This window comes from Sporomusa termitida (assembly GCF_007641255.1).
Classification (GTDB): Bacteria; Bacillota; Negativicutes; order Sporomusales; family Sporomusaceae; genus Sporomusa; species Sporomusa termitida.
This window is the reverse complement of the sequence record NZ_CP036259.1, coordinates 3,570,984-3,592,828: the sequence shown is the minus strand read 5'-3', so window position 1 is coordinate 3,592,828 and position 21,845 is coordinate 3,570,984. Positions and strand designations below refer to the sequence as shown.

At 37.5% G+C, this 21,845-nt stretch carries 23 protein-coding genes; 21 read left to right on the top strand and 2 right to left on the bottom strand.

Annotation, left to right across the window (positions count from 1 at the left end; all coding sequences use genetic code 11):
• Positions 1 to 8: 8 nt before the first annotated feature.
• From SPTER_RS16895 to rfbD, 16 genes are all read left to right on the top strand, one after another.
• Positions 9 to 1,919, top strand: coding sequence for a polysaccharide biosynthesis protein (locus SPTER_RS16895; RefSeq protein ID WP_144351449.1), 1,911 nt, complete (start codon positions 9 to 11; stop codon positions 1,917 to 1,919).
• A gap of 174 nt (positions 1,920 to 2,093) precedes the next feature.
• A complete protein-coding gene (locus tag SPTER_RS16890; RefSeq protein ID WP_144351448.1) occupies positions 2,094 to 2,729 on the top strand; it encodes a sugar transferase in 636 nt (211 codons plus the stop codon).
• A gap of 114 nt (positions 2,730 to 2,843) precedes the next feature.
• Positions 2,844 to 3,062 carry a sugar transferase gene (locus SPTER_RS16885; protein ID WP_144351447.1) on the top strand — a complete coding sequence of 73 codons (219 nt, stop codon included), beginning with the start codon at positions 2,844 to 2,846 and terminating at the stop codon, positions 3,060 to 3,062.
• Positions 3,063 to 3,071: 9 nt separating this feature from the next.
• Positions 3,072 to 4,205, top strand: a complete 1,134-nt coding sequence (locus SPTER_RS16880; protein WP_144351446.1) for an NAD-dependent epimerase/dehydratase family protein — start codon at positions 3,072 to 3,074, stop codon at positions 4,203 to 4,205.
• Positions 4,205 to 5,218, top strand: coding sequence for a WaaS/CpsH family glycosyltransferase (locus tag SPTER_RS16875; protein WP_144351445.1), 1,014 nt, complete (start codon positions 4,205 to 4,207; stop codon positions 5,216 to 5,218). Before SPTER_RS16880 ends, SPTER_RS16875 begins: the two co-directional genes overlap by 1 nt.
• A gap of 72 nt (positions 5,219 to 5,290) precedes the next feature.
• Positions 5,291 to 5,845: an acyltransferase gene (locus SPTER_RS16870; protein ID WP_144351444.1), complete on the top strand. Its 555-nt coding sequence runs from the start codon at positions 5,291 to 5,293 to the stop codon at positions 5,843 to 5,845.
• Between the two features lie 25 nt (positions 5,846 to 5,870).
• A complete protein-coding gene (locus tag SPTER_RS16865; RefSeq protein ID WP_144351443.1) occupies positions 5,871 to 7,142 on the top strand; it encodes a hypothetical protein in 1,272 nt (423 codons plus the stop codon).
• Positions 7,143 to 7,161: 19 nt separating this feature from the next.
• Complete coding sequence (locus SPTER_RS16860; protein ID WP_144351442.1) at positions 7,162 to 8,082, top strand: WaaS/CpsH family glycosyltransferase; 921 nt, start codon at positions 7,162 to 7,164, stop codon at positions 8,080 to 8,082.
• A gap of 103 nt (positions 8,083 to 8,185) precedes the next feature.
• On the top strand, positions 8,186 to 9,313 hold the full coding sequence (locus SPTER_RS16855) for an EpsG family protein (RefSeq protein ID WP_144351441.1): 1,128 nt from the start codon (positions 8,186 to 8,188) through the stop codon (positions 9,311 to 9,313).
• 60 nt (positions 9,314 to 9,373) lie between these two features.
• Entirely contained in the window at positions 9,374 to 10,708 is a 1,335-nt protein-coding gene (locus SPTER_RS16850; protein WP_144351440.1) for a flippase, read from the top strand.
• The gene (locus tag SPTER_RS16845; protein WP_144351439.1) at positions 10,692 to 11,843 is read left to right on the top strand and encodes a hypothetical protein; all 1,152 of its coding nucleotides are present in this window, start codon (positions 10,692 to 10,694) and stop codon (positions 11,841 to 11,843) included. The genes SPTER_RS16850 and SPTER_RS16845 overlap by 17 nt, the downstream gene beginning before the upstream one ends.
• Before the next feature lie 29 nt (positions 11,844 to 11,872).
• Entirely contained in the window at positions 11,873 to 12,652 is a 780-nt protein-coding gene (locus tag SPTER_RS16840) for a protein kinase domain-containing protein (protein ID WP_144351438.1), read from the top strand.
• An 812-nt stretch (positions 12,653 to 13,464) separates the two neighbouring features.
• Positions 13,465 to 14,523 carry a dTDP-glucose 4,6-dehydratase gene (rfbB, locus tag SPTER_RS16835; protein WP_144351437.1) on the top strand — a complete coding sequence of 353 codons (1,059 nt, stop codon included), beginning with the start codon at positions 13,465 to 13,467 and terminating at the stop codon, positions 14,521 to 14,523.
• A 4-nt stretch (positions 14,524 to 14,527) separates the two neighbouring features.
• Entirely contained in the window at positions 14,528 to 15,403 is an 876-nt protein-coding gene (gene rfbA, locus SPTER_RS16830; protein ID WP_144351436.1) for a glucose-1-phosphate thymidylyltransferase RfbA, read from the top strand.
• Positions 15,404 to 15,474: 71 nt separating this feature from the next.
• On the top strand, positions 15,475 to 16,032 hold the full coding sequence (gene rfbC / locus SPTER_RS16825) for a dTDP-4-dehydrorhamnose 3,5-epimerase (RefSeq protein WP_144352952.1): 558 nt from the start codon (positions 15,475 to 15,477) through the stop codon (positions 16,030 to 16,032).
• Between the two features lie 19 nt (positions 16,033 to 16,051).
• Positions 16,052 to 16,882: a dTDP-4-dehydrorhamnose reductase gene (rfbD, locus tag SPTER_RS16820; RefSeq protein WP_144351435.1), complete on the top strand. Its 831-nt coding sequence runs from the start codon at positions 16,052 to 16,054 to the stop codon at positions 16,880 to 16,882.
• Between the two features lie 309 nt (positions 16,883 to 17,191).
• Here the strand turns inward: rfbD and SPTER_RS16815 are convergent, their stop codons facing one another.
• Together SPTER_RS16815 and SPTER_RS25965 are read right to left on the bottom strand one after the other, a co-directional pair.
• Positions 17,192 to 17,416, bottom strand: a complete 225-nt coding sequence (locus tag SPTER_RS16815) for an ATP-binding protein (RefSeq protein WP_211367637.1) — start codon at positions 17,414 to 17,416, stop codon at positions 17,192 to 17,194.
• Positions 17,417 to 17,681: 265 nt separating this feature from the next.
• Positions 17,682 to 17,900, bottom strand: a complete 219-nt coding sequence (locus SPTER_RS25965; protein WP_170233309.1) for an IS66 family transposase — start codon at positions 17,898 to 17,900, stop codon at positions 17,682 to 17,684.
• Positions 17,901 to 18,372: 472 nt separating this feature from the next.
• Here SPTER_RS25965 and mntA point away from each other — a divergent pair, with 472 nt between their 5' ends.
• The 5 genes from mntA (at position 18,373) to SPTER_RS16785 (ending at position 21,697) form a co-directional block, all read left to right on the top strand.
• A complete protein-coding gene (gene mntA, locus SPTER_RS16805) occupies positions 18,373 to 18,774 on the top strand; it encodes a type VII toxin-antitoxin system MntA family adenylyltransferase antitoxin (RefSeq protein WP_144351434.1) in 402 nt (133 codons plus the stop codon).
• Position 18,775: 1 nt separating this feature from the next.
• Positions 18,776 to 19,189 carry a type VII toxin-antitoxin system HepT family RNase toxin gene (gene hepT / locus SPTER_RS16800; RefSeq protein ID WP_144351433.1) on the top strand — a complete coding sequence of 138 codons (414 nt, stop codon included), beginning with the start codon at positions 18,776 to 18,778 and terminating at the stop codon, positions 19,187 to 19,189.
• Positions 19,190 to 19,312: 123 nt separating this feature from the next.
• Positions 19,313 to 20,143 carry a transposase gene (locus tag SPTER_RS16795; protein ID WP_144351432.1) on the top strand — a complete coding sequence of 277 codons (831 nt, stop codon included), beginning with the start codon at positions 19,313 to 19,315 and terminating at the stop codon, positions 20,141 to 20,143.
• 52 nt (positions 20,144 to 20,195) lie between these two features.
• Positions 20,196 to 20,792 (top strand): Uma2 family endonuclease, encoded by a 597-nt coding sequence (locus SPTER_RS16790; protein ID WP_211367310.1) that lies wholly within the window; start codon positions 20,196 to 20,198, stop codon positions 20,790 to 20,792.
• 317 nt (positions 20,793 to 21,109) lie between these two features.
• Positions 21,110 to 21,697 carry a Uma2 family endonuclease gene (locus SPTER_RS16785; protein WP_144351430.1) on the top strand — a complete coding sequence of 196 codons (588 nt, stop codon included), beginning with the start codon at positions 21,110 to 21,112 and terminating at the stop codon, positions 21,695 to 21,697.
• The last annotated feature ends 148 nt before the right edge of the window (positions 21,698 to 21,845 follow it).

The following is a 21,845-nucleotide window of genomic DNA, read 5'->3' as shown; positions in this document are numbered from 1 at the left end:
GTGGTCTTATGCGACGAAAAATGGTGTCGCTGTGCCTGGTATTAATGGACGCGGCTATTGTTGCCCTGGTGCCGTTTATTGCCTTATACCTCCGGTTTGAGGGGCTGGTGAATAAACGTTATCTTGAACTTTTTATTAATTATTTGCCGGAAATTATCGTTATCAGGTTGGCCGTTTTCTATATGTTTGGCCTGTACCAGCGGTTATGGCGGTATGCCAGCATTCATGAATTGATAGGAATAATTTCCGCAGTTACGATAAGCAGTATTATAATTGGGGTCTATATGAATGTTACCGGCGCCGATATTCCCAGAAGCATCCCGGTCATCAGTTGGCTGCTCGTTATATTACTTCTTGGGGCCAGCAGGTTGTTTATCCGGGTCCTACACTTCGTGCGCCACAGCCGGCAGGATCAGGTTACTAATGTGTTGATTGTGGGCGCTGGTGATGCGGGGGCTGTGATTGCCCGGGAGATTAATCAGCGCTATAACAATACGAAGAGATTAATCGGTTTTATTGATGATGATGCCTATAAGCATAACCAGAGGCTGTATGGTGTGAAAATACTGGGGAATTGCCGTGATATTGCCCGGGTCACCGTAGAATACCAGGTGAAGGAAATTATTATTGCCATTCCTTCTTTGGGTGGACCGAAGCTGCGGGATATTGTGAAGGGATGCAAGAAGACGGGGTGTGCGGTTAAAGTATTGCCAGGATTATATGAATTGATGGATGGCAAGGTGTCGCTTAACCAATTGCGGGATGTTGATCTGGAAGACCTATTGCGTCGTGACCCTGTTAAACTGGATCTGGAAGAAATTGCAGGCTATCTTACCGGGAAACGCGTTTTGGTCACAGGTGCCGGTGGTTCGATTGGGTCAGAGCTTTGCCGGCAGATTGCCAAGCTGAGTCCTAATCAAATGATATTGTTAGGCAAAGGGGAAAATAGCATTTATGAAATCGACAGAGAACTGAGAGATACATATAGTACCTTCAAAATCGAACCAGTTATTGCCGATATTCGGGATGAGAGTAGAATTAATCATATTTTTGATCGCTTTAAACCTCAGGTAGTGTTTCATGCAGCCGCCCACAAACATGTGCCGTTGATGGAGGCCCAGCCTGATGAGGCAGTCCGCAATAATATATTTGGGACAAAGAATGTGGCGGAGGCTGCCCGCAGAATTGGGTCAGAAACCTTTATCATGATCTCCACTGATAAAGCGGTAAATCCAACCAGTGTCATGGGGGCGACTAAACGGGTTGCGGAGCTTATTGTTCAGTCTATGAACAGCAAGGGAAAAACTAAGTTTGCTGCTGTGCGGTTTGGTAATGTTCTCGGCAGCAGAGGCAGTGTAATTCCTCTATTTAAAAAACAGATTGCCAAAGGCGGACCAATTACAATTACTCATCCTGAAATGAAAAGATATTTCATGACCATTCCTGAAGCTACACAGCTAGTTTTGCAAGCTGGTTCAATGGCCAATGGTGGCGAAGTTTTTGTCTTAGATATGGGGGAGCCGGTAAAAATAGTCGACATGGCTAAGGATTTGATTGAGCTGTCGGGGCTACAGCCGGGGAAAGATATCGAGATTAGGTTTACGGGACTCAGGCCAGGGGAAAAGCTTTTTGAGGAGCTTTTGACTGCCGAAGAGGGGACTAACTCTACTTGTCATGAGAAGATTTATGTTGCTAATCTTAAGCAGGTGGATGAGGGACAGTTACAGAAAGCTTTGGCCTTGCTGCAGATTCGGGAGCGTACGCCAGATGAGATTGTAAGGCTTATGGAGGAGATTTTGCCGTCTTATCGGGTTACTAGGGGGAAGGTTGGGCAGGAGCGACGGGGGGCTGAGGAGAGCGCTGTGGAAGATCGGCCTGCTAGTAAGATTGTGGTGGGGCAAGTCGTGGTAGAGGGGTAATATATCTCTGGAATTTTATGGCATTTTGGAACCGGCCTGTGATGGCACCAATGCAGGTGCTCCCAAACTGTCATTGCGAGCGCAAGCGTGGCAATTCTTCCCCCTGAGGGGTGGTTCTCTTCATACAAAAAATTCGAAACGTATCAGCGACGACCAATGAGGTAGGTGTGTAGCGTGTATTTAAAAACAAAAAAATATATAGATTTTATTCTTGCTTTTGTCGGACTTATAGTTCTTTTACCAGTCTTTTTAATCCTCATCCTGGCGATAAAAATGGACTCAAAAGGTCCTGTTTTTTTCAAGCAAAGAAGGATCGGAATTAATAAAACACATTTTGACATTCTCAAATTCAGAACCATGAGAATTGACACACCTAAAGATACACCAACCCATTTACTTGCAAATCCTGATCAATATATAACTAAAGTTGGTAAGTTTCTCCGTAAGACAAGTCTTGATGAGCTACCTCAGATTATAAATATATTGGTTGGTGAAATGGCAGTAATCGGACCTCGTCCTGCACTTTGGAATCAGTATGATTTGATTGATGAGCGTGATAAGTACGGAGCGAATGATATTAAACCAGGTCTTACTGGGTGGGCTCAAATTAACGGTAGAGATGAACTTCCCATAGAAGTAAAAGCCAAGTTAGATGGTGAATACGTAGAAAGAATAAGTTTTCTATTTGATATGAAGTGTTTTTTTAGAACGCTTATTTGTGTCAGTAAGAGTGACGGGGTTGTTGAGGGCAGTACTGGAGTTAATGGTAAGATGAAAGCTACAAGTACCAAGAAGACAATTTCGCAATGACCAATATACTTATTACTGGCGCTGACAGTAAGCGATTAATAAGAAAGTGGCTAGACAAAAACATAAAACCGGCGTTCTCATTTGCCGGTTTTGTTCGAAGAGCACCTTTTTTGCATGTCTGGATTCCATGCAAGCCATGACGTGTTGCCGCAAATCGTCAATATTTTTAAGGGTGAAATAAGTGTCATCGGTATAAGCCAGCTATGGAATCAGTATGATCTAATTGAAAGAAGAGACAAATATGGTGAAAATGATATACCTGTTGGTCTTACAGGCTGGGCACAAATTAATGGTAGAGATTTTAGATTAATTCAAACAACCAAAATAAGTTAGGAGAAAATTATGAGAAATGTACTTATTAGCGGTGGGGCGGGATTTATTGGAAGCAATCTTGCTTTAAAACTAATTGATAAAGGATATAGGGTCACTGTTTTAGATAATTTAAGTAAACAAATACATGGTGATGACCCCAATAAATCATATACATATAACTTGATTAAAAATAAAGTGAATATGATTTTCGGTGATGTTAACAGTTTTGATGATTGGGAAAAAGCTTTAAAAGAATGTGATGTCGTAGTTCATCTTGCCGCTGAAACTGGTACTGGTCAATCGATGTATGAAATAGATAAATATGTTGCAACAAATATTGGAGGAACTGCTAAGCTCTTAGAGTTGCTTACTAATAAAGCGAATAAGGTTAAAAAATTAATAATTCCTTCTTCGCGGGCGGTATATGGGGAAGGTAAATTTGAATGTAAAAAACATGGAAATGTCTTTCCTGAATCACGATTAGAGAAACACATGTCAAATGGAGATTATGAAGTGAAATGTCCTATATGTTTTGAGAATGTGGAGATGCTTCCAACAGATGAAAATTCGAGGTTACATCCTACTTCAGTATATGGGTTCTCGAAACAAGCTCAGGAACAAATTTGTATGATTGTTGGTAAATCAATTGGTTTGCCTGTTGTCGCCTATAGATTCCAGAATGTTTACGGTCCTGGCCAATCACTGAAAAATCCATATACAGGAATTATCTCGATATTTTCGACAAGAATAAAAAATGGTAATGCCATTAATATCTTTGAAGATGGACATGAAACAAGAGACTTTGTTTATCTTGATGATGTAACCGATGCTATTATCTTAGGGATTGAAAAAGATGCAGCCAATTTCCATACTTTTAATGTTGGTTATGGTGTAAAAACAGATGTTTTAACAGTGGCTAAGACCTTAAAAGATAAATATGGAATTGATGTTAAAGTTAATGTGTCTGGAAATTATAGACTAGGTGATATTAGACATAATTTGGGCGATTTAACTTTTATTAAAGAAAAATTAGGATACGAACCTAAAGTATCGTTTCTGGATGGAATAGCTAGATTTATTGACTGGGTAGAACAGCAAGAAGTAGAAACGGATAATTATGATAAGTCCATTCAAGAAATGAAAGAAAAAGGATTATATAAATAATGAATAATAATCGATCAATAGATGGCAAAAAAATCTTATTTTTAGCTCCAACATTCTTTGGATATGAATTAAAAATTAAATCTAAAATGGAAAGATTAGGTGCATCTGTTGATTATTATGACGCCAGATCCGTTTCAAGTTCTTTTGAAAAGGCTTTATTAAAAATTTCTCCTAATATATTTAAGAGCAAAACAAGTCGTTATTATGAAGAGATTTTAAAAGCAAATAAATCAAAAGAATATGATTATGTGTTTATTGTAAAATGTGACATGATATCTATCGATATCATTGATGAAATGAAAAAAACTTTTAAAAATGCAACGTTTTGTTTATATCTTTGGGATTCAATTAAAAATATACCAGGTATATTAGATAAGCTTGCTTTTTTTGATAAAGTACTGTCATTTGATAGACATGATGCTAACAATCATTCTGTTATTCAGTTCCGCCCATTGTTTTATATTGATGAATTTAAGAAAAGTAATCAAATTAGCCGAGATAATGAATTTAAATATGATCTATGCTTTTGCGGGACAGTACATTCAGACAGATATCGAATAATTAAAGAAGTTAAAACTTATTGTTCAAATAACACTTATCAATTTTTTACCTTTTTGTATTTGCAAAGCAAATTTATTTATTGGTTTTACAAATTGACAAAAAGAGAGTTTGCAAATACGAATGTAGAAGACTTTGACTATGATAACTTGAGTGGTAGTGTAATTTCTGAGATCGTTAATGAATCAAGAGTAGTCTTAGATATACAACATCCTAAACAAACTGGATTAACTATGAGAACCATTGAAATGATTGGGATGGAAAAGAAACTAATTACTACTAATCGAGACATTGTAAATTATGATTTTTATAAACCGAACAATATATTGGTAATACCCAGAAATGAAATCAATATACCTAAAGATTTTTTATTAAAAGAATATGAGCCGTTAGACGTTGATATTTATCAAAAATATTCAATTGAAAACTGGATCTTAGACGTATTATCGAAATAAGTAAAAGGTTCATCAATCAAATTGTTATCTTGTTTTAAATTGTAGATTATTAATTTTGTAGGGGATGAAAAAATGAGTCCGTTAAAATTGTTATGGGCCCTAAGAGCTATAGTTTACAAACTGAGATTTAAATCAGTTGGTTGGTTATCATATATGGGACCACCACTCTTTTTGTTAGGAGCGAGTAAAATAGTTCTTAGAGATAAAGTAAGAATTTATCCAGGTGCGAGAATGGAAGCTCATGGTAAAGGGATGATTACCATAGAGGATAATGTTTCTATTGGACAGAATTTGCATATAACTTCAAAAAATAGCAATCTCATAGTAGGAAAAAATACTACAATTTCAGGCAATGTTTTTATAACTAATATTGATCATGATTATACAGAAATAGATAAACATATTATGGACCAAGATTATATTGTCTCAGAAACTAGAATTGGCGAAAACTGTTTTATTGGTTATGGTGCAGGGATTCAAGCTGGGACTATACTCGGCAAGCAATGTGTTGTCGGGGCAAATTCAGTAGTTAGAGGAACTTTCCCGGACTATTGTGTTATAGCGGGAATACCAGCAAAAATAATTAAAAAATTTAACCAGGAAACAAAAAAGTGGGAAAGACCGTAAGTGTAGTGAAAAGGTGAATAATATCATGGATATTGAGAGAATACGAAAAATGAAATTAGATAAAAGATATAAAATTGAAGAAATTAATTATGCCAGAGTAGGTGCTATGAGGTTGTATGATACTAGTATAAAAGGACTGATAAAAGAAATAGTACTTTTATTTTATTTTGATTTCAAAGTAACCTACACCCATAACTCTATAAACGAAAGATATCTGATTTATACATTAAGAAATGCAAACAGATTAGACTATGATGAAATAATAGACATGTTTATGGAAACAAATCCTGAATTTAATAAAGTTGAAATAATTCAAATTAAGACACTTGAAAATCTACATGTAAAGGTAATCGGATTAGTTAAGAATTTCATTCGATATTTAGCTAAAAGAGTAGATAATCCTTTACATATCGCACTAATAACAACAAAATATAGAATTCTATATAATAAGTTGAAGAAAGAAGCTTTTCTAAATAATGCAGATATGATTATTACATTCTGTGACGCGTATCCACCGGATAATTTAATTACACAGATTGCTAAAGTAAACAACATTAAGACTGGCACTTTACAGCATGGTCAATATAGAATATTATCTCATGGGAATGAAAATGCGGATGCAGAAGCATATGAAAATTTTATAAGTGACTATTTATTTGCATGGGGTCAAGCTACAGTCGATGAATTTATAAAAGTTAATATTTCAAGCAATAGGTTGTTAAAAACAGGAGCTTTAAGAGCGTTTTCAAGAAATAAGCGTGTAAAGTTTAATCTTGATAACAAAGTGTTTGGGGTAGTACTATGTGGAGAGACCTATAGTACTACTAATATAAATATGATAAAACTGGCAAATCAATTTTATCATATTTATGGATTGAAATATTTTTTAAGAATGCACCCCAGAAATCCTCAGAATAAATATTTATCTTATGTAACCGAGGGCGCTCTTTTTGGATATTCAAATAATATAAGTAATGATGAATATGCCAGAATGATTGATTTTAGTTTAATTCATATGACTGGTGTATTTGTCGAATTACTAAGTATGAATACACCAATAGCAATATATAAAGATAGTTATTTAGAAGAAATTTTTAGAATTGATCCCTATTGTGTAACAAGTGTAGAAGAACTTGCGAGTTTTTATAACACACTACTAAATAATTCAGAGACGATTTTAAACGATCAATATAGTAAGTATTTATACTTTAATCAGCCAGAAAATGAATTAAGAAAAAATTATATTTCTGCAATAAATATCATAACAAATAAGGCGAAAGCTAAATTGATTATCTAAACAGTTTAAGGAGCTATTTATGATCTATATTTTACATTCAGGAGCGGAATTAATCGAAGATGCAATAAAGCATTCTAAATATAAAGACAGGATTGTACCAATCAGTCCAAAATTAAATTCCAAAGTACTTAGGGCGCTCAGAAAAATTCATATTCACTCAAATTTAAAATCAAAAAAAATATGGGTCGATTTTCTATTAAAGAATAAAGAACCTACAAACTCAAATCAAAATACTGTTATAATTTTTGATGCCCCCATATGGATCAAGAATATTGAATACATTGTTAGCCGCTTTAAAGATTTTAGGATAGTATTTTGGTTTTGGAATATTGTTAAAGATCAAAACACGATATCTGCTATAAAAAAAAGCTGTAATAATATTTACACTTTTGATAAAAACGACGCCGAAAAACATCAATTTAAATACCATCCACAATTTACTTGGATAGATAAACCTGTAAATAGTAGTATTATAGAAAATGATATTTTTTTTGTAGGTAGAAATAAAGGTCGTTTAGCTTTTTTGGAAAAAATCTACAAAATTTGTACAGACAAAGAGATAAAAGCAAAGTTTTATATTGTTAAAGATGATAAAAAAGATTTTTCTAAAACCATAGAATTAAAAGATGAACCAATAACTTATAATGATGTTATTCAAGAAATTAATCGTAGTAAATGTATATTAGATATAAATCAATCTGGTCAATCTGGTTTGACACTAAGAGCGTTAGAAGCATTATTTTTAAAGAAAAAATTAATTACAAATAATAAAGATCTGGTAAATTATGATTTTTTTAAAGCTGAAAATATTCAGTTTTTAGATGAGAAAAGTTTTTTTATTAATCGTAGATTTATAGATGGTAAATTTTTAGATGTAAAATCTGAGATTGTTGAGAATTATACAGTAGATCATTGGATAGAAACATTAATAAATGGATAAGTGTAACCTATAATTAGGATAATTGTCGCTAAGTCATAACACCGAATGTTAAAGCGGTTATTATTCGAAAAAATATGCCGCTTGATGGTTATAACGCCAGCCGATGGACAAAGTCAATCATTCAAGGTTAAAAACCCCAAAGTTTTTCAAATCAGAGGTGAGTAGTATTCTTTTATTTTTAATTTTGGCAATCAGTTTTACTTTTTTGGTTTTTGAGTTTATTGGAATAAGTAGATTTGCAAGCAAAGTACTTTCGGCTTTTCCACTCCTATTATTATTTATTACAGTTGCTTTTAATAGAAGTTATACATTAGATTATTATGATTACAAGAACAGTTTTGATACGGGATATGATAGTGAACTTTTTGATATTGGCTTTTCCTATCTCGCTGAATTCTTAAAATTTATGGGATTAGAATTTGAATCAATTTTGTTTATAATTGGAGTTTTATTAATATTTGTTATACTCATGTTTACAAAGTCAAGTAGGTACACTAATCTAGTAGTTATTTTGTATAGCATTGGTTTACTAATTATAAATGTAACACAATTACGAAATACAATAATGTATCTTATTGTATTTATTTCTTTAATATTTATACAAAAAAGAAAAGTAATTAAACATTATTTACTAATGTTTATAGCTATCTCAATGCACAAATTTGCATTAATTTATACACCCTTTTATTATTTATGTACAAAACCTAGAAAAGAATTTATATCATTAGTTTGGAAAGGAGTTTTAATTGCTTCAATAGTAGCTCCTATAGTAATGAATATTTTAGTTTGGCTATTTCCTCAGAAGTTGACAGTATATCTGGAACGTGAGCCAGGTTTAGGGATTCTAATCGTTTTCGTATATGTATTATTCGATTTGTTTACTATTTGGTGGATAGACAGAAAAACTAACAATAAAATAGACAAAAAAGACCAGGAAATGGTGGAAGTATTATATCGATTTGTGTTTTTTTCAATTATAAGTATACCATTTACTTTTTATTTTTTAGAAGTGAAACGAATGCAAAGAAATGCATTATTAGCAAAGTTTTTTTATAGTGCTATGACACTTCAATATATGAATCAAATTGACAAATTAATAACTATAGTTTTACTTCTAATTTCAGCATTATTACCATTATTAGTAATGTATTATAATGATGAACTTTCAAAATTTATTATCCTCGATCGAAATGTTATTTTGGACTTTATTGGGGTGTTAAATTTTATATAATATGACTTATTAAACAAAGCATATTGATTACCATATTGAAAAAATAAGGAATTAACAGGTATGAAATTTAAGATAAATAGTACTATAGCAAATATCTCTTTATCTATGCTAATAAAATTATTGGCGGCATTATTTGGAATTGTTGTTAGCGTAATTCTAGCTAGGGTATTAGGAGCAGTGGATTTAGGCGTATATCAACTTAGTATAAGTATACTTACTACTTTTACTGTAATTGGAAAATTGGGATTAGATAATGCTCTTTTAAAATTTATATCATTTCATCATCATAATTTGAATTGGGATAAAATAAGGGGTTTAAGAAGAAATTCATTTTTGATAACACTGGTTACATCTTCTATTATTGTCCTAGTATTAAATGTTATGTCAGAATTTATCGCTATCAATATATTTAATGAACCTCAATTATCGTTAGCATTAAAAATTATATCAATCGCAGTTTTTCCGCTTGTAACAATACATTTACAAGCAGAAATGTTAAAAGGGATCGGAAAAATAAAGACCGGAATGTTCTTGCAAAGTGCATTTATAACAATAGTAAATCTTGCAATTATTGTGTTCTTATATTTTTGGACTGAATTAAATCTATCAACCTTATTGGCAAGTTATACTGCCTCAAATGTAATTGTATTTGTAGTAAGTTTAGTATTATGGAAGATAAGCTGTCCAATAGTAGATAAAGGAAGCTATCCCAATTTCTCATTAAAAGAATTATTAGATGCAAGTATCCCGTTGATGTGGGTCTCTTCCTTCAATTTAATATTGAGTTATATGGATATTTACATGATAGGTGTTTTTTTATCATCAGAGGCTGTAGGATTGTACAGTATCGCCTCAAAGATTGTTTTGATGAGCAGTATGATATTGGTAGCTTTTAATGGTGTTCTCAGTCCCAAATTTTCGGTTCTAAGCAGCAATAACGAAAATAAAAAACTAGAATTTCTAGTTCAAAGTAGTACCCTGGTACTTACAGTTATATCACTTTTTATATATATTGTACTCATTATTTTTAATAAGCCAATATTGGGTTTATTTGGCAGTGAATTTATTAAATCAAGTGGTATTTTTATTGTCTTAGCAACAGGCCAATTTTTTGTTTTAGCTACAGGGCCTGTAGGCTCTTTGCTAATGATGAGTGGTCATGTCGAATTTCATAAAAGAAACATGATAATAAGCGCAATTATTAATTTATTATTTAATCTAGTTCTAATTCCCATAATTGGTGCTATAGGAGCAGCGATTGCAACAGTAATTTCAATAGTAACAAAAAATATTTTAGCAGTAGTATATGTTAAGAAAACACTCAATATTAATATTTACTCTAATTGGGGCAAAATTACGAAAGGGGCATTATTTAAAAATGGAGAAAATTTATAGTCCCGAAGTCCATTTATTTATAGTATGGGAGAAAGCAAGATATAAGGAAAAGATAATACTTGATGAAATACGGGAAAATTTCAAAGTATTAGGAGTGTATAATATAATTTGGAGTAAAGATAAAATTTCTGAAAATTTTTCTAGATTTTATGGAAGGAAACTCCCTGCAAATTCAAACAAAGAAAAGCATTGTGGAACAGGACCTTTCTTGTTAGTTGTAATTGAAGATAGCAGTCCTCACTATATTGAGAGAAAAACATCCAAAGGTGATGAAGTAGTCAATAAAAACACATTTGATTTAAAATCTAAATACAGAGATATGACTGGTGGCGGACACAAAATTCACTGTACAAATTCTAAGGAAGAAACTGACCATGATTTAACCTTATTACTGGGATTAAATGCTTCAGACTTCTTAAACAATTCAAGCATTCATTTGGGCGAGGTCGTAACACTTAACCGTGACATCACAGGTTCTGATGGATGGAAGGATATTAATGAATTTTTTTATGTTCTAAATAATACCGTAAAGTATGTTATTTTAAGGAATTTTGAGTGTTTACCTGATCAATATAAAATTGAGAACCATGGGGATATTGATTTATTAGTAGATAACTTGAAAGAATTTGAGTGGATATCAAATGGCATAAAACTATCCAGAAAAAAACATAGAGTTCAGTATCACATTAATGTAGGAAAGGAAAAAATTCTTCTTGATAGCCGTTATTTAGGAGATAATTACTATGATAGTAATTGGGAAAAAAATATTTTAAATAATAGAATAGTTAATAAGAATCTGTTCTATACACCGAATGTAGTTGATTATTTTTATTCTTTACTATACCATGCTTTAATCCATAAACGCAGAGTCTCTGAGGACTATATTAAGAAAATAGGGGAATTGTTTGAATGTATTAATAATAAATCTACAAACATTAAGATGTTTGCAGATGAACAACAAATGATGAATCTATTAGATTCATTTATGAAATCTAATGAATATGAATACACTGAACCTGTGGATTTATCGGTATACTATAATAATAAAAGAGTTAAGCAGAGTATAACTAATAAGCGTTTATTTAATGAGAAGATTGTAAAAAGAGTTCAAACTCTAATAAATAAAATGTCTTGAACATCCCAATTACTTCGAAGGATGATAACATGAGTAAATTGAACTATTATAAAAGTAGACTTGTAAAACATCTTAAAGCATTAGTCTGGTATCTTACAATGTATTACAAATTTAAGCAAATATTAAAACGCCATGGTATTTATAAGATTAAACCGATTCAATTTTTAAAATGGCACCATGGATCGCACTATTTTATTGGTAACACAAAAAAAGACAACAGAATAGTTTTTATAAAAACCGGTGGAAATGAAAATTTAATTACAAGAGAAATTAAGGTTTTAAAATATATAAAAGAGAACAGATTTGATAAAAGCGACTGGTATATACCCAATGTGGTTGCTTTTTTAGATGAAGGAAGATTTGCATTTATTGCTACAAAATATATCACTGGAGAAACTCTAACAAGCGTCATTTCTCATAATAGGCTGACAAATCAAAATAGATATGAATTGGTCAAGCAATTTAACCAGATTTGTGATTTTTTATACAGTCATGATTTAATACATCGAGATGTAAGACCAGATAATATACTAATTCATGCTGAAAAGGAATCTATGAAGGTGACACTTATAGACTTTGCATATACAGTGAGTAATAATAAGCTGGAATTTAGTGAGATAGACTTAAGCGATCTAAAAAAACAATTATATTTCTTGGGAGCAGGATTAAATCCAGAGCCTTTAATTTGGGATGATGCTTATTCCTTTTATAAGATTAGTGAACAATTAGGTGTTAGTATCGATAATGACTTAAATGAGTTAATGAAAACAAAAATTGGAAGACTAGTTTATCGTATCGACAAAAACTGATTAATATTATTGACAATTACATTGTTTTTTGAACCGAAGTGTTAATATGAGGATTGTCTAGGGTGTGGACTTAGATGACAAAAGAAGTTAGAATTGGAGATTGTTTTTCAATAGGAGAGGAAAACAGCAGATTTACTTTATAGCCGGTCCATGTGCTTTCAGGAGGCTTGGGTTCACTTGTTGGAACACATAATAATAATCATTCAGATATTTATCAGATAGAAAACATATAAGATCTTGTTAATGTTAAGAGGGGGAGTTTACTTGAGGAATATTGTAGTCACAGGCTGAGCAAGGGTTATTGGGAGTAATTTTATTCGTACAGTACTGGCAAAGCAAGATGTCCACATATAAATTTAGATAACCTGACTTATGCAGGAAACTTTGATTCCTTAAGGATATTGATGAAAACCCCAGCTATACTTTTATACAGGGTGATATTTGCGAACAAGTAAAAGCAAAGCTCCAGTTGACGTCTTTTGGAAACTTGGTGGTAAAATCCTTGAAACAGGTGCATATTTCGGTGTGATTCGGCCAACGATTCCGGCCACATTCGGCCAGTGAATCCGGAGCTATTCGGCCAAGCAATTGAGTATTCCGGATCAAAATACACCGCCAGTCCGGTCGTAAGAAACCGCGATTCCGGCTAAATGGAAACCGTGATACCGGAGACGGAAACCGCCCGGCAAGTCCTCCTATATAATGTATTAGTGGCACAAGGGGTCAGGCCTTGCAATTTGCATTTGGTGGACAATTAGGCGGGTGTTGTACTACTACATAGGAAAATAAGATTTGAGAAAGTGAGATACAGCATGGGGACTATTTTTGTTACCGGCGGTGCCGGTTTTATTGGCAGCAACTTTATTCATATTGCCCTCAAACAGCAAGAGGTCCGGATTGTAAACCTGGACAAACTAACGTATGCGGGGAACCTGGATTCTTTAGCTGATATCGAAAATAAGGCAAGATATACTTTTGTGCAGGGGGATATTTGTGATCAGGCGGTAGTAGCTGAACTACTAACTAAATACCAACCAATGGCGATTGTCCATTTTGCCGCTGAATCACATGTGGACCGTTCCATTGATGGACCGGATGAATTTATCAAAACGAATATTAATGGTACATTTACGCTGCTGGAGGCCGCAAGAAAATATTGGCGTGAGTTAAGCGCTGAAGGGAGAAATAAATTCAGGTTCTTGCATATTTCTACAGATGAAGTATACGGAAGTTTAGGGGAAACTGGCTATTTTACCGAAGAAACGCCTTATGCCCCGAATTCACCATACTCAGCATCAAAAGCTGCCTCTGATCACTTAGTGCGTGCCTATTACCATACTTATGGCTTGCCGGTATTGATGACTAATTGCTCTAATAACTACGGGCCATTCCAGTTCCCCGAAAAACTCATCCCGCTCATGATTATCAATGCTTTGGAGGGCAAACCGCTGCCTGTCTATGGGACAGGCCGGAATATACGTGACTGGCTGTATGTAGAAGATCATTGTCAGGCTATCTTAACTGTATTGGAAAAGGGCTCCGTCGGTGAGAAATACAATATTGGCGGGCATAATGAAATGACTAATATGTGTATTGTTCATACCTTGTGCGATATTCTTGATACGAGCCGTCCACGCAGTGATGGCAAGTCCTACCGCGAGCAAATTACATTTGTTAAAGACCGTCCCGGCCATGACTTACGCTACGCCATTGACGCCTCGAAAATCCAGCGGCAGTTAGGCTGGGTACCGGCGGAAACCTTTGCAACAGGCATCATCAAGACCGTTAATTGGTATCTCAACAACAACGTGTGGTGTCAGCGGGTGACCGATGGCAGCTACCGCCGTGAACGACTGGGAATGGGAGAATAGTAACATGGCCGTAACAAAAGGGATTATATTGGCCGGTGGCTCCGGCACTCGTCTGTATCCGGCAACAAAATCGGTGAGTAAACAGCTGATGCCGGTCTATGATAAGCCCATGATCTACTATCCGTTATCTACCTTACTCTTGGCTGGTATTCGGGATATCTTAATCATTACGACCCCGCAGGACCGGGATTGTTTTATGAACCTGCTTGGCACAGGCGCGCAGTGGGGCATTCGGTTGTCCTATGCCGTGCAGCCGAGTCCTGACGGCTTGGCTCAGGCTTTTATTATTGGTGAAGCATTTATTGGCCATGACAGCTGCGCTCTGATCCTAGGGGATAATATTTTTTACGGGTATGGTTTCAGCCAAAAACTACAGGCGGCCGCCCGGCAAGCTGCGGGAGCAACCGTTTTTGCCTATTGGGTTAGTGATCCGGAGCGGTACGGCGTAGTTGAATTTGATTGTAATGGACAGGCTGTCAGCTTAGCCGAAAAGCCGCTTCATCCTAAATCCAATTACGCGGTTACCGGACTGTACTTCTATGACCACAATGTGGTTGAGCTGGCTAAGTCGGTTAAACCGTCGGCGCGGGGGGAATTGGAAATTACCGACCTAAACCGCCTATATTTGGAGCAGAGCGCATTACGGGTGGAAACATTAGGCCGCGGCTATGCCTGGCTGGATACCGGGACACATGAGTCACTGCTGCAGGCCTCAAACTATATTGCTACGATTCAGGAGCGGCAGGGGCTGATGGTAGCCTGCCCGGAAGAGATCGCTTATCGCATGGGGTATATATTGCGCGACGAATTGATCACATTAGGCAGTAGTATGAAGAAAAACGGGTACGGTCAATATCTCCTGAAAATTGCCGGAGAGTGAATGTGAATGAAGGAACCTGCCAGTACCGGCAGGCTTTTTGGCTAAATCATCAAGTGCGTGGAGTTGAGATTGTGAAGGTTAACGAAACAAATTTACCAGGGGTACTAATCCTGGAGCCTAGAATATTTGGGGATGCCCGAGGATTTTTTCAGGAAACGTGGCAGAAATCGCGGTATGAAGCGATTGGGATTACCGAAGAGTTTGTGCAGGATAATATCTCTTTTTCTACCCGGGGCGTATTGCGGGGGTTACACTATCAGCAGCCTCATGCCCAGGGGAAACTGGTATCGGTTATTCAGGGTGAGGTATTTGATGTCGCTGTAGATATTCGGGTGGGTTCGCCTACTTTTGGTCAGTGGGCAGGTGCATTTCTTTCCGGCGAAAACCATCATCAACTGTGGATTCCGCCGGGGTTTGCCCATGGCTTCTGTGTAGTCAGTGATACTGTCTATTTCGCGTATAAATGCAGCGTTGTGTACACACCGGTCGCCGAGGGTGGCATCACCTGGAATGATCCGGATATCGGGATCGAATGGCCGCTGGCCGAGGTCAAACTTTCGGGTAAAGATCAGGACTACCCGCGCTTGCGCGATATTAATGCGGAGCGTCTGCCGCAATTCGGTGGATAGTAAAACAGGAGGCGGTCTTATGAGGATTTTAGTAACAGGTGCTTACGGTCAGCTGGGCCGGGAGATTGCCAGGCAAGGGAAAAACTATGAGTTGATCCTGACTGATGTTGATACTCTAGATATAACTAACGGGGAGCAGGTTCGCTCCCTTTTCCAGGCGGTGCACCCTCAGGCAGTGATCCATTGTGCCGCCTATATGAACGTGGATGGGGCGGAAACAGACAGTGATACTGCGTTCCGTGTTAATGTCATTGGTGCCCGGAATATAGCGGCCGGTTGTCTGGAGACCGGGGCGCGTATGGCCTATATCAGTACCGATTATGTGTTTGATGGTGCCGGCACTGATCTGTATCGAGAGTTTGATCCGGTCCATCCGCAGACCGTATATGGCCGGACCAAATGGCAGGGGGAAGAAATCGTACGGCAAATCCTTGGCCGGCACTATATTGTCCGTACTGCCTGGTTGTACGGGGAGGGGAACAACTTCGTCAGGACCATGCTGCGGCTGGCCGAGACGCAAAAATCCTTGCGGGTAGTCCAGGATCAGATCGGTACGCCGACCTCAACCGTTGACCTGGCTTGGACGATTTTCCGGTTGCTGGCAAGTGATGCCTATGGCACCTATCATGCCAGTTGCCAGGGACAGTGCTCGTGGTATGAGTTTGCCTGTGAGATTTTCCGGCAAGCAGGCAAAGAGATCGAGGTGATTCCCGTAACAACCGCTGAGTTTGTCAGACCGGCAAAACGTCCTGCTTATTCTGTCCTGGATAATTATATGCTGCGAATGTCGGTGGGGGATCCCATGCGGCAGTGGCAGCAAGCGCTGCGGGACTATTTAGAATGTGATTAGTGCGCTGAAGTGTTGACCGCAAGGGGGCAGGCCTTACAATTGCATATAGAATCTATCAGATATAGATCGGATAGCGGTAGTATAAAAGTGTACTGCTGGGATACTCTTCTAGGGTCTGCATGGGGTCAGGTCTTGCGATTTGCGATTTAAACGAAGTAAATAAGTAATGTTTTGGTGGTGGGTGGTATTATGTGAATATGTCGGCGCAATTTTACACCATGGGGCAGCGAATCTTTACAGTTACGGCAGCAAAATTTGACACTTGCGGCGGTGGGATTGACGGTGCCACCGCAAGCATCCATTTAGGGCTTATGCTCCCTCAGAAATGCCCTTGCGTTTACGCATGGAATCCTCACCCCCGATGACAAGACGATAAGAGTCGTGGACGATGCGGTCGCAGATGGCATCAGCGAGAGTCGCCTCACCAATCTTCTGGTGCCAACCACCCACATCAAACTGTGAACAGAAGATAGTAGATGTCTTTTTGTATCGGGCCTCCGTAATCTCAAGCAGGTCCAAGCAGGGCGTCTGCATGCGTCTGCATGGGGTCTGGTCTCGCGATTTGCGATTTAAACAAAGTAAATAAGTTAACAAGGGGAGAGGGATGTTGTTTTTTATAATTGGGCATAAGCCGTACTCTTAGCCCTCATCCCTGTCTGCGATAACTGCTCATGGCTTAGCATAAGACAAGTTTTTCCTTTTTCTATATTCCTTCTTATGGATATTCCGGTGCGGCGGCGGAGCCGCAGTTCCAGAGATTTGGAAACCGCGCTGAATAATCACTCGCTGAGGCTTTTATCTAAACCATATACTTCACGCATGGAAATATCTTTCGATGGATCAATGCTTTCAATATTGAGCTTGTACGCATCATGAACGGCCGTTTGTTATCCGCCGTGATCTCCGCCTCGTTAAACAGGTTCAGTGTGTCATATTGGCTTTTCTCACTGGAGACGCCAAACTGCCGATGGCGCGCCAGGCGCATTTGCTCCAGCAGCCAATTGACCTTCTGGTTCAAGTGGCGTTTTCTGCTTGCAACGCCTCATAGTGAGCACGGCTAGCGGTAATGGTCTCTTCTTGCGGCTTGGAGGGTTCCGTCACATTTTCATAGCCATAGTATATGGCGTAAACAAATGGAAGTTACAAATTATGGATTATGGAGGAATATAATTATGTTGGTCGAAATACCATAATTATGAAAATGAGGTAGGGAGGAGATGATAATGCAGGCCGGTTTTCTTAAAACACTACGTAACACATCGCTGACATGCTGCGGAAAAAAAGGCAGAAGCCGGAAAAAATGCCGTCAACATTGATTTGTTTTTGTGGACAGGAACTATGTCCGGCGTTCTTACTGACTGCTGTGGGTGGTGAGCACGGCCAGGAAATCAATGAAGGTTGCTTGTTATATGCCTGGAATTTTTTGGCAAAATAGATACAGATTGTTTATTTCCCCAATATTTTGCTATAATTAGTAGGGGGGAATTTACATGTCTAAGGATTATGATTTGATAAATAAATTGAAAGATTTTTTTGCTACAAGGCCGGAACTGTTATTTGTATGGTTATTTGGTTCTGTAGCGACTGGAAAAACCAATCGTTTTAGTGATGTGGATATTGCAATATATATAAGTAATCAAAATCTGATTAATGATTTTGATTGGTATTTAGAACTTAAGTTAAAGCTGATGGATATTACAAAACGGGAAGTTGACTTGATTGTTTTAAATACGGCAAGTCCATTGCTAAAGCATGTGGCAAATATGCAAAAGGTTGTTTTATTATCACATGCATCGCTGTTTGAAGCAGAGTATTCGTTAGCTGTCATTAAAGAATATAACGATGTACGGTATTGGACCCGGAAAACCAGGATGCGGTATTTGGAGGTTTAATATGGTAAAGCAGGATATTATAGAACGTAAGCTTGGTCAAATTGAAAAGTCCATGCGTAAGATAAGGCAATATAAGGTATTGTCATATGCTGAGTTTATCAGTCACTCCGTTGCTAGAGATATTGTTGAGTATAATTTGTTTATCATCATTAACTGTATGATTGACACGGCTAATCATATTGTAGCCGATGATGATTTAGGCCAGGTAGACATGTTGGCCGATGGGTTTAGAATTCTTAAAGATGTTGGCTATTGGACGGAAGCGGAGTGTCAGGTATATATAAAAATGGTAGCTTTCCGGAATATGATATCTCATCAATATATGAGTATTGACGGAAATATTGTATATGATATTTTGCAAAACAGATTAGAGGATATAATGCTGTTTAGACAACATATTATGGATAATATGTAAAGTTGTGGCAGAGCGGAGGCAATGTTTGGCTGGGGTCAGGCCTCGCGATTTGGCCTCGCGATTTGGCCTCGCGATTTGCGATTTAAACAAAGTAATAAGTAATGTTTGGTGGTGGGTGGTATTATGTCGAGAAAACAGCGAGTGCATTATCATGGCGCAATTTATCATATAACGGCCAGAGGGAATAATCGGCAGATTATATTTCGCGACGAATTTGATAAGACATATTATCTGACATTGCTAAAACATTACAAGGAGAAATTTGCCTGCAAACTGTATGCATATGTTCTAATGGACAACCATGTGCACCTTCTGCTCACGGTTACCAGCCAGCCGTTAGCGAAGGTTATGCAAGGTGTACAGCTATGCTACACCCAGTACTATAATAAAAAGTATGCGCATGTAGGTCATGTTTTTCAGCAACGATACAATGCGGAGCTTTGCGCAGATGAAAGCTATCTGTTATTAGCGCTGCGATATATACATAATAATCCGCTAAAAGCACAAATCGTAGATGGGCTTGACTATTCATGGAGCAGCCATCAATATTATCTTAGAGCGGACTGTTCATTCATTGATTCTAGTTTTATCTTAGGGATTTTTTCGGAGGGCAAGACTACTGCTATTGCCCGGTATTTATCCTTCATGAAGGAAGAAGAGACGCCGGTCCCGGCCACCCGGCCCCAAGCCACTATACCAGAAAAAACTGTGGCTCCCGGCGTAGCGGCAGCCGATCACCCTGAGTTGCTGGCGGAGCTGCTGCAAACAGTTGCGTTAGAGAACGGGATTGAGGTAGAAGATATTTTAGGCAAGAGTAAAAACCGGCAGGTTGTACTGGCCAGAAGGCAGTTTATCTGTCTGGCCCTAAAAAGTTGTCAGGTTAGCGGTGCCGAATTGGCCCGGCGATTCAATGTTAGTCAATCGCAAATTACACGGTGCTTAAAGCCGTTTTAATTTACTGGAAGTATGATATACTAAGATAAAGATATTTAGGGAGATGAGTATTGTGGGCAATAGCGCTGTAAAGGATGATAGAACTTATACCTATGAGGATTATCTGACTTGGCCCGAAGATCAGCGCTGGGAGATTATTGATGGTGTTGCCTATGCAATGACAGCACCCAATCGTCTCCACCAGGATATATCCAGAAACCTGATGTTAGAGTTTGGCAACTATCTTAAAGGCAGGCAATGCAAGGTATATGCGGCTCCCTTCGATGTTCGGCTGCCACGCCAAGAGGAAATTGAGAATCATATTTCAACCATAGTGCAACCAGATATAACGGTAGTATGCGATCCGAATAAACTTGATCATAGAGGGTGTAAGGGCAGTCCGGATCTTATTATTGAAATTTTATCGCCTGCAACGGCCAGTTATGATGTAGTTAAAAAACGTCTTCTCTACGAACAAAATGGAATATTTGAATACTGGATCGTTGATCCCTTACATCAAATCATAACGAGACTTTATATGAACGAAGCATTAACTAAATACAGAGAATCAGAATATTTTGGCCGGGAGGATACGATAAGTCCGATTATCCTATCCGAGCTTACTATAAACCTTAGTGATGTATTTCCTGAACGAGCGGAAATGGTATAAATCGCATGGGGTCTGGGGTCTGGGGTCGCATGTGGGGTCGCATGGGGTCAGGCCTGAATAGTTCTGAGGGCAACACTTGGGCTGAAAATAATGAAGGCAGGTTATGATTTGATTGGCAGGAAGATTGTAAAAAAATGCAGCTGTCAGTTTCCCCGGATAAGAAGGTATCGCATATGCTGAGTTTAGTCTTGATCCCGCTGCTTATCTAGGGTTGCCAGAAGTTTTCATCGTTACACTTTACGGGACTCAGGCTATATGGTGAATTTAAGCCAAAATGTGTATAATAAGATTAGCACTATCAAGAGGGAGGTAAAATAATGCCGCTAACTCAGACAATGCAAAATGGATATATTTATGCCGATATAGAGAAATGGCCTGAGAGTGAACGATGGGAATTAATTGATGGTATCGCTTACAATATGACACCACCCCCTGCAAGGATACATCAAACTGTGTTGGGTATTTTATTTAGGAAAATCGGCAACTATCTTGAAGGTAAACAATGTGCGGTTTATGTTGCACCCTTTGGGGTATGGTTTTTAGAAAATAATGCCGATATTTCAAACGCTAAAAATTATGTTGAGCCTGACATATCCATAATTTGTGATAAAAACAAACTCACGGATAAAGGTTGTGTTGGCTCACCCGACATGATAATTGAAATTCTCTCCCCTTCTACTGCCGCGAAAGATTTGATTAAGAAATTGAGTTTATATGAGAACAGTGGAGTTAGAGAATATTGGGTAGTTCACCCAACTGACTTTACGGTTATGGTATTTGAATTGGTCGATGGGCGATATGGTAAACCCAAAACTTACAGCCCTGACGAAGAAGGGCTAAGCGAAGTGAAAGTTGGTATATTTGAGAATTTGGTAATTGACTTAAAAGAAATATTCATTGGTTAGTTTATCCTAGTGACTTGCCAAAGTTGAGAACTGCATGGGGTTAGGCCGGCTGCGGGAAGGGCTCAAGGGATAGGCGACGCCGTCTATCGGATGCATCACGCAGGAGGTAAATAATGCTTGGTCGGGAGCATAAGTAGACAGCGTCACA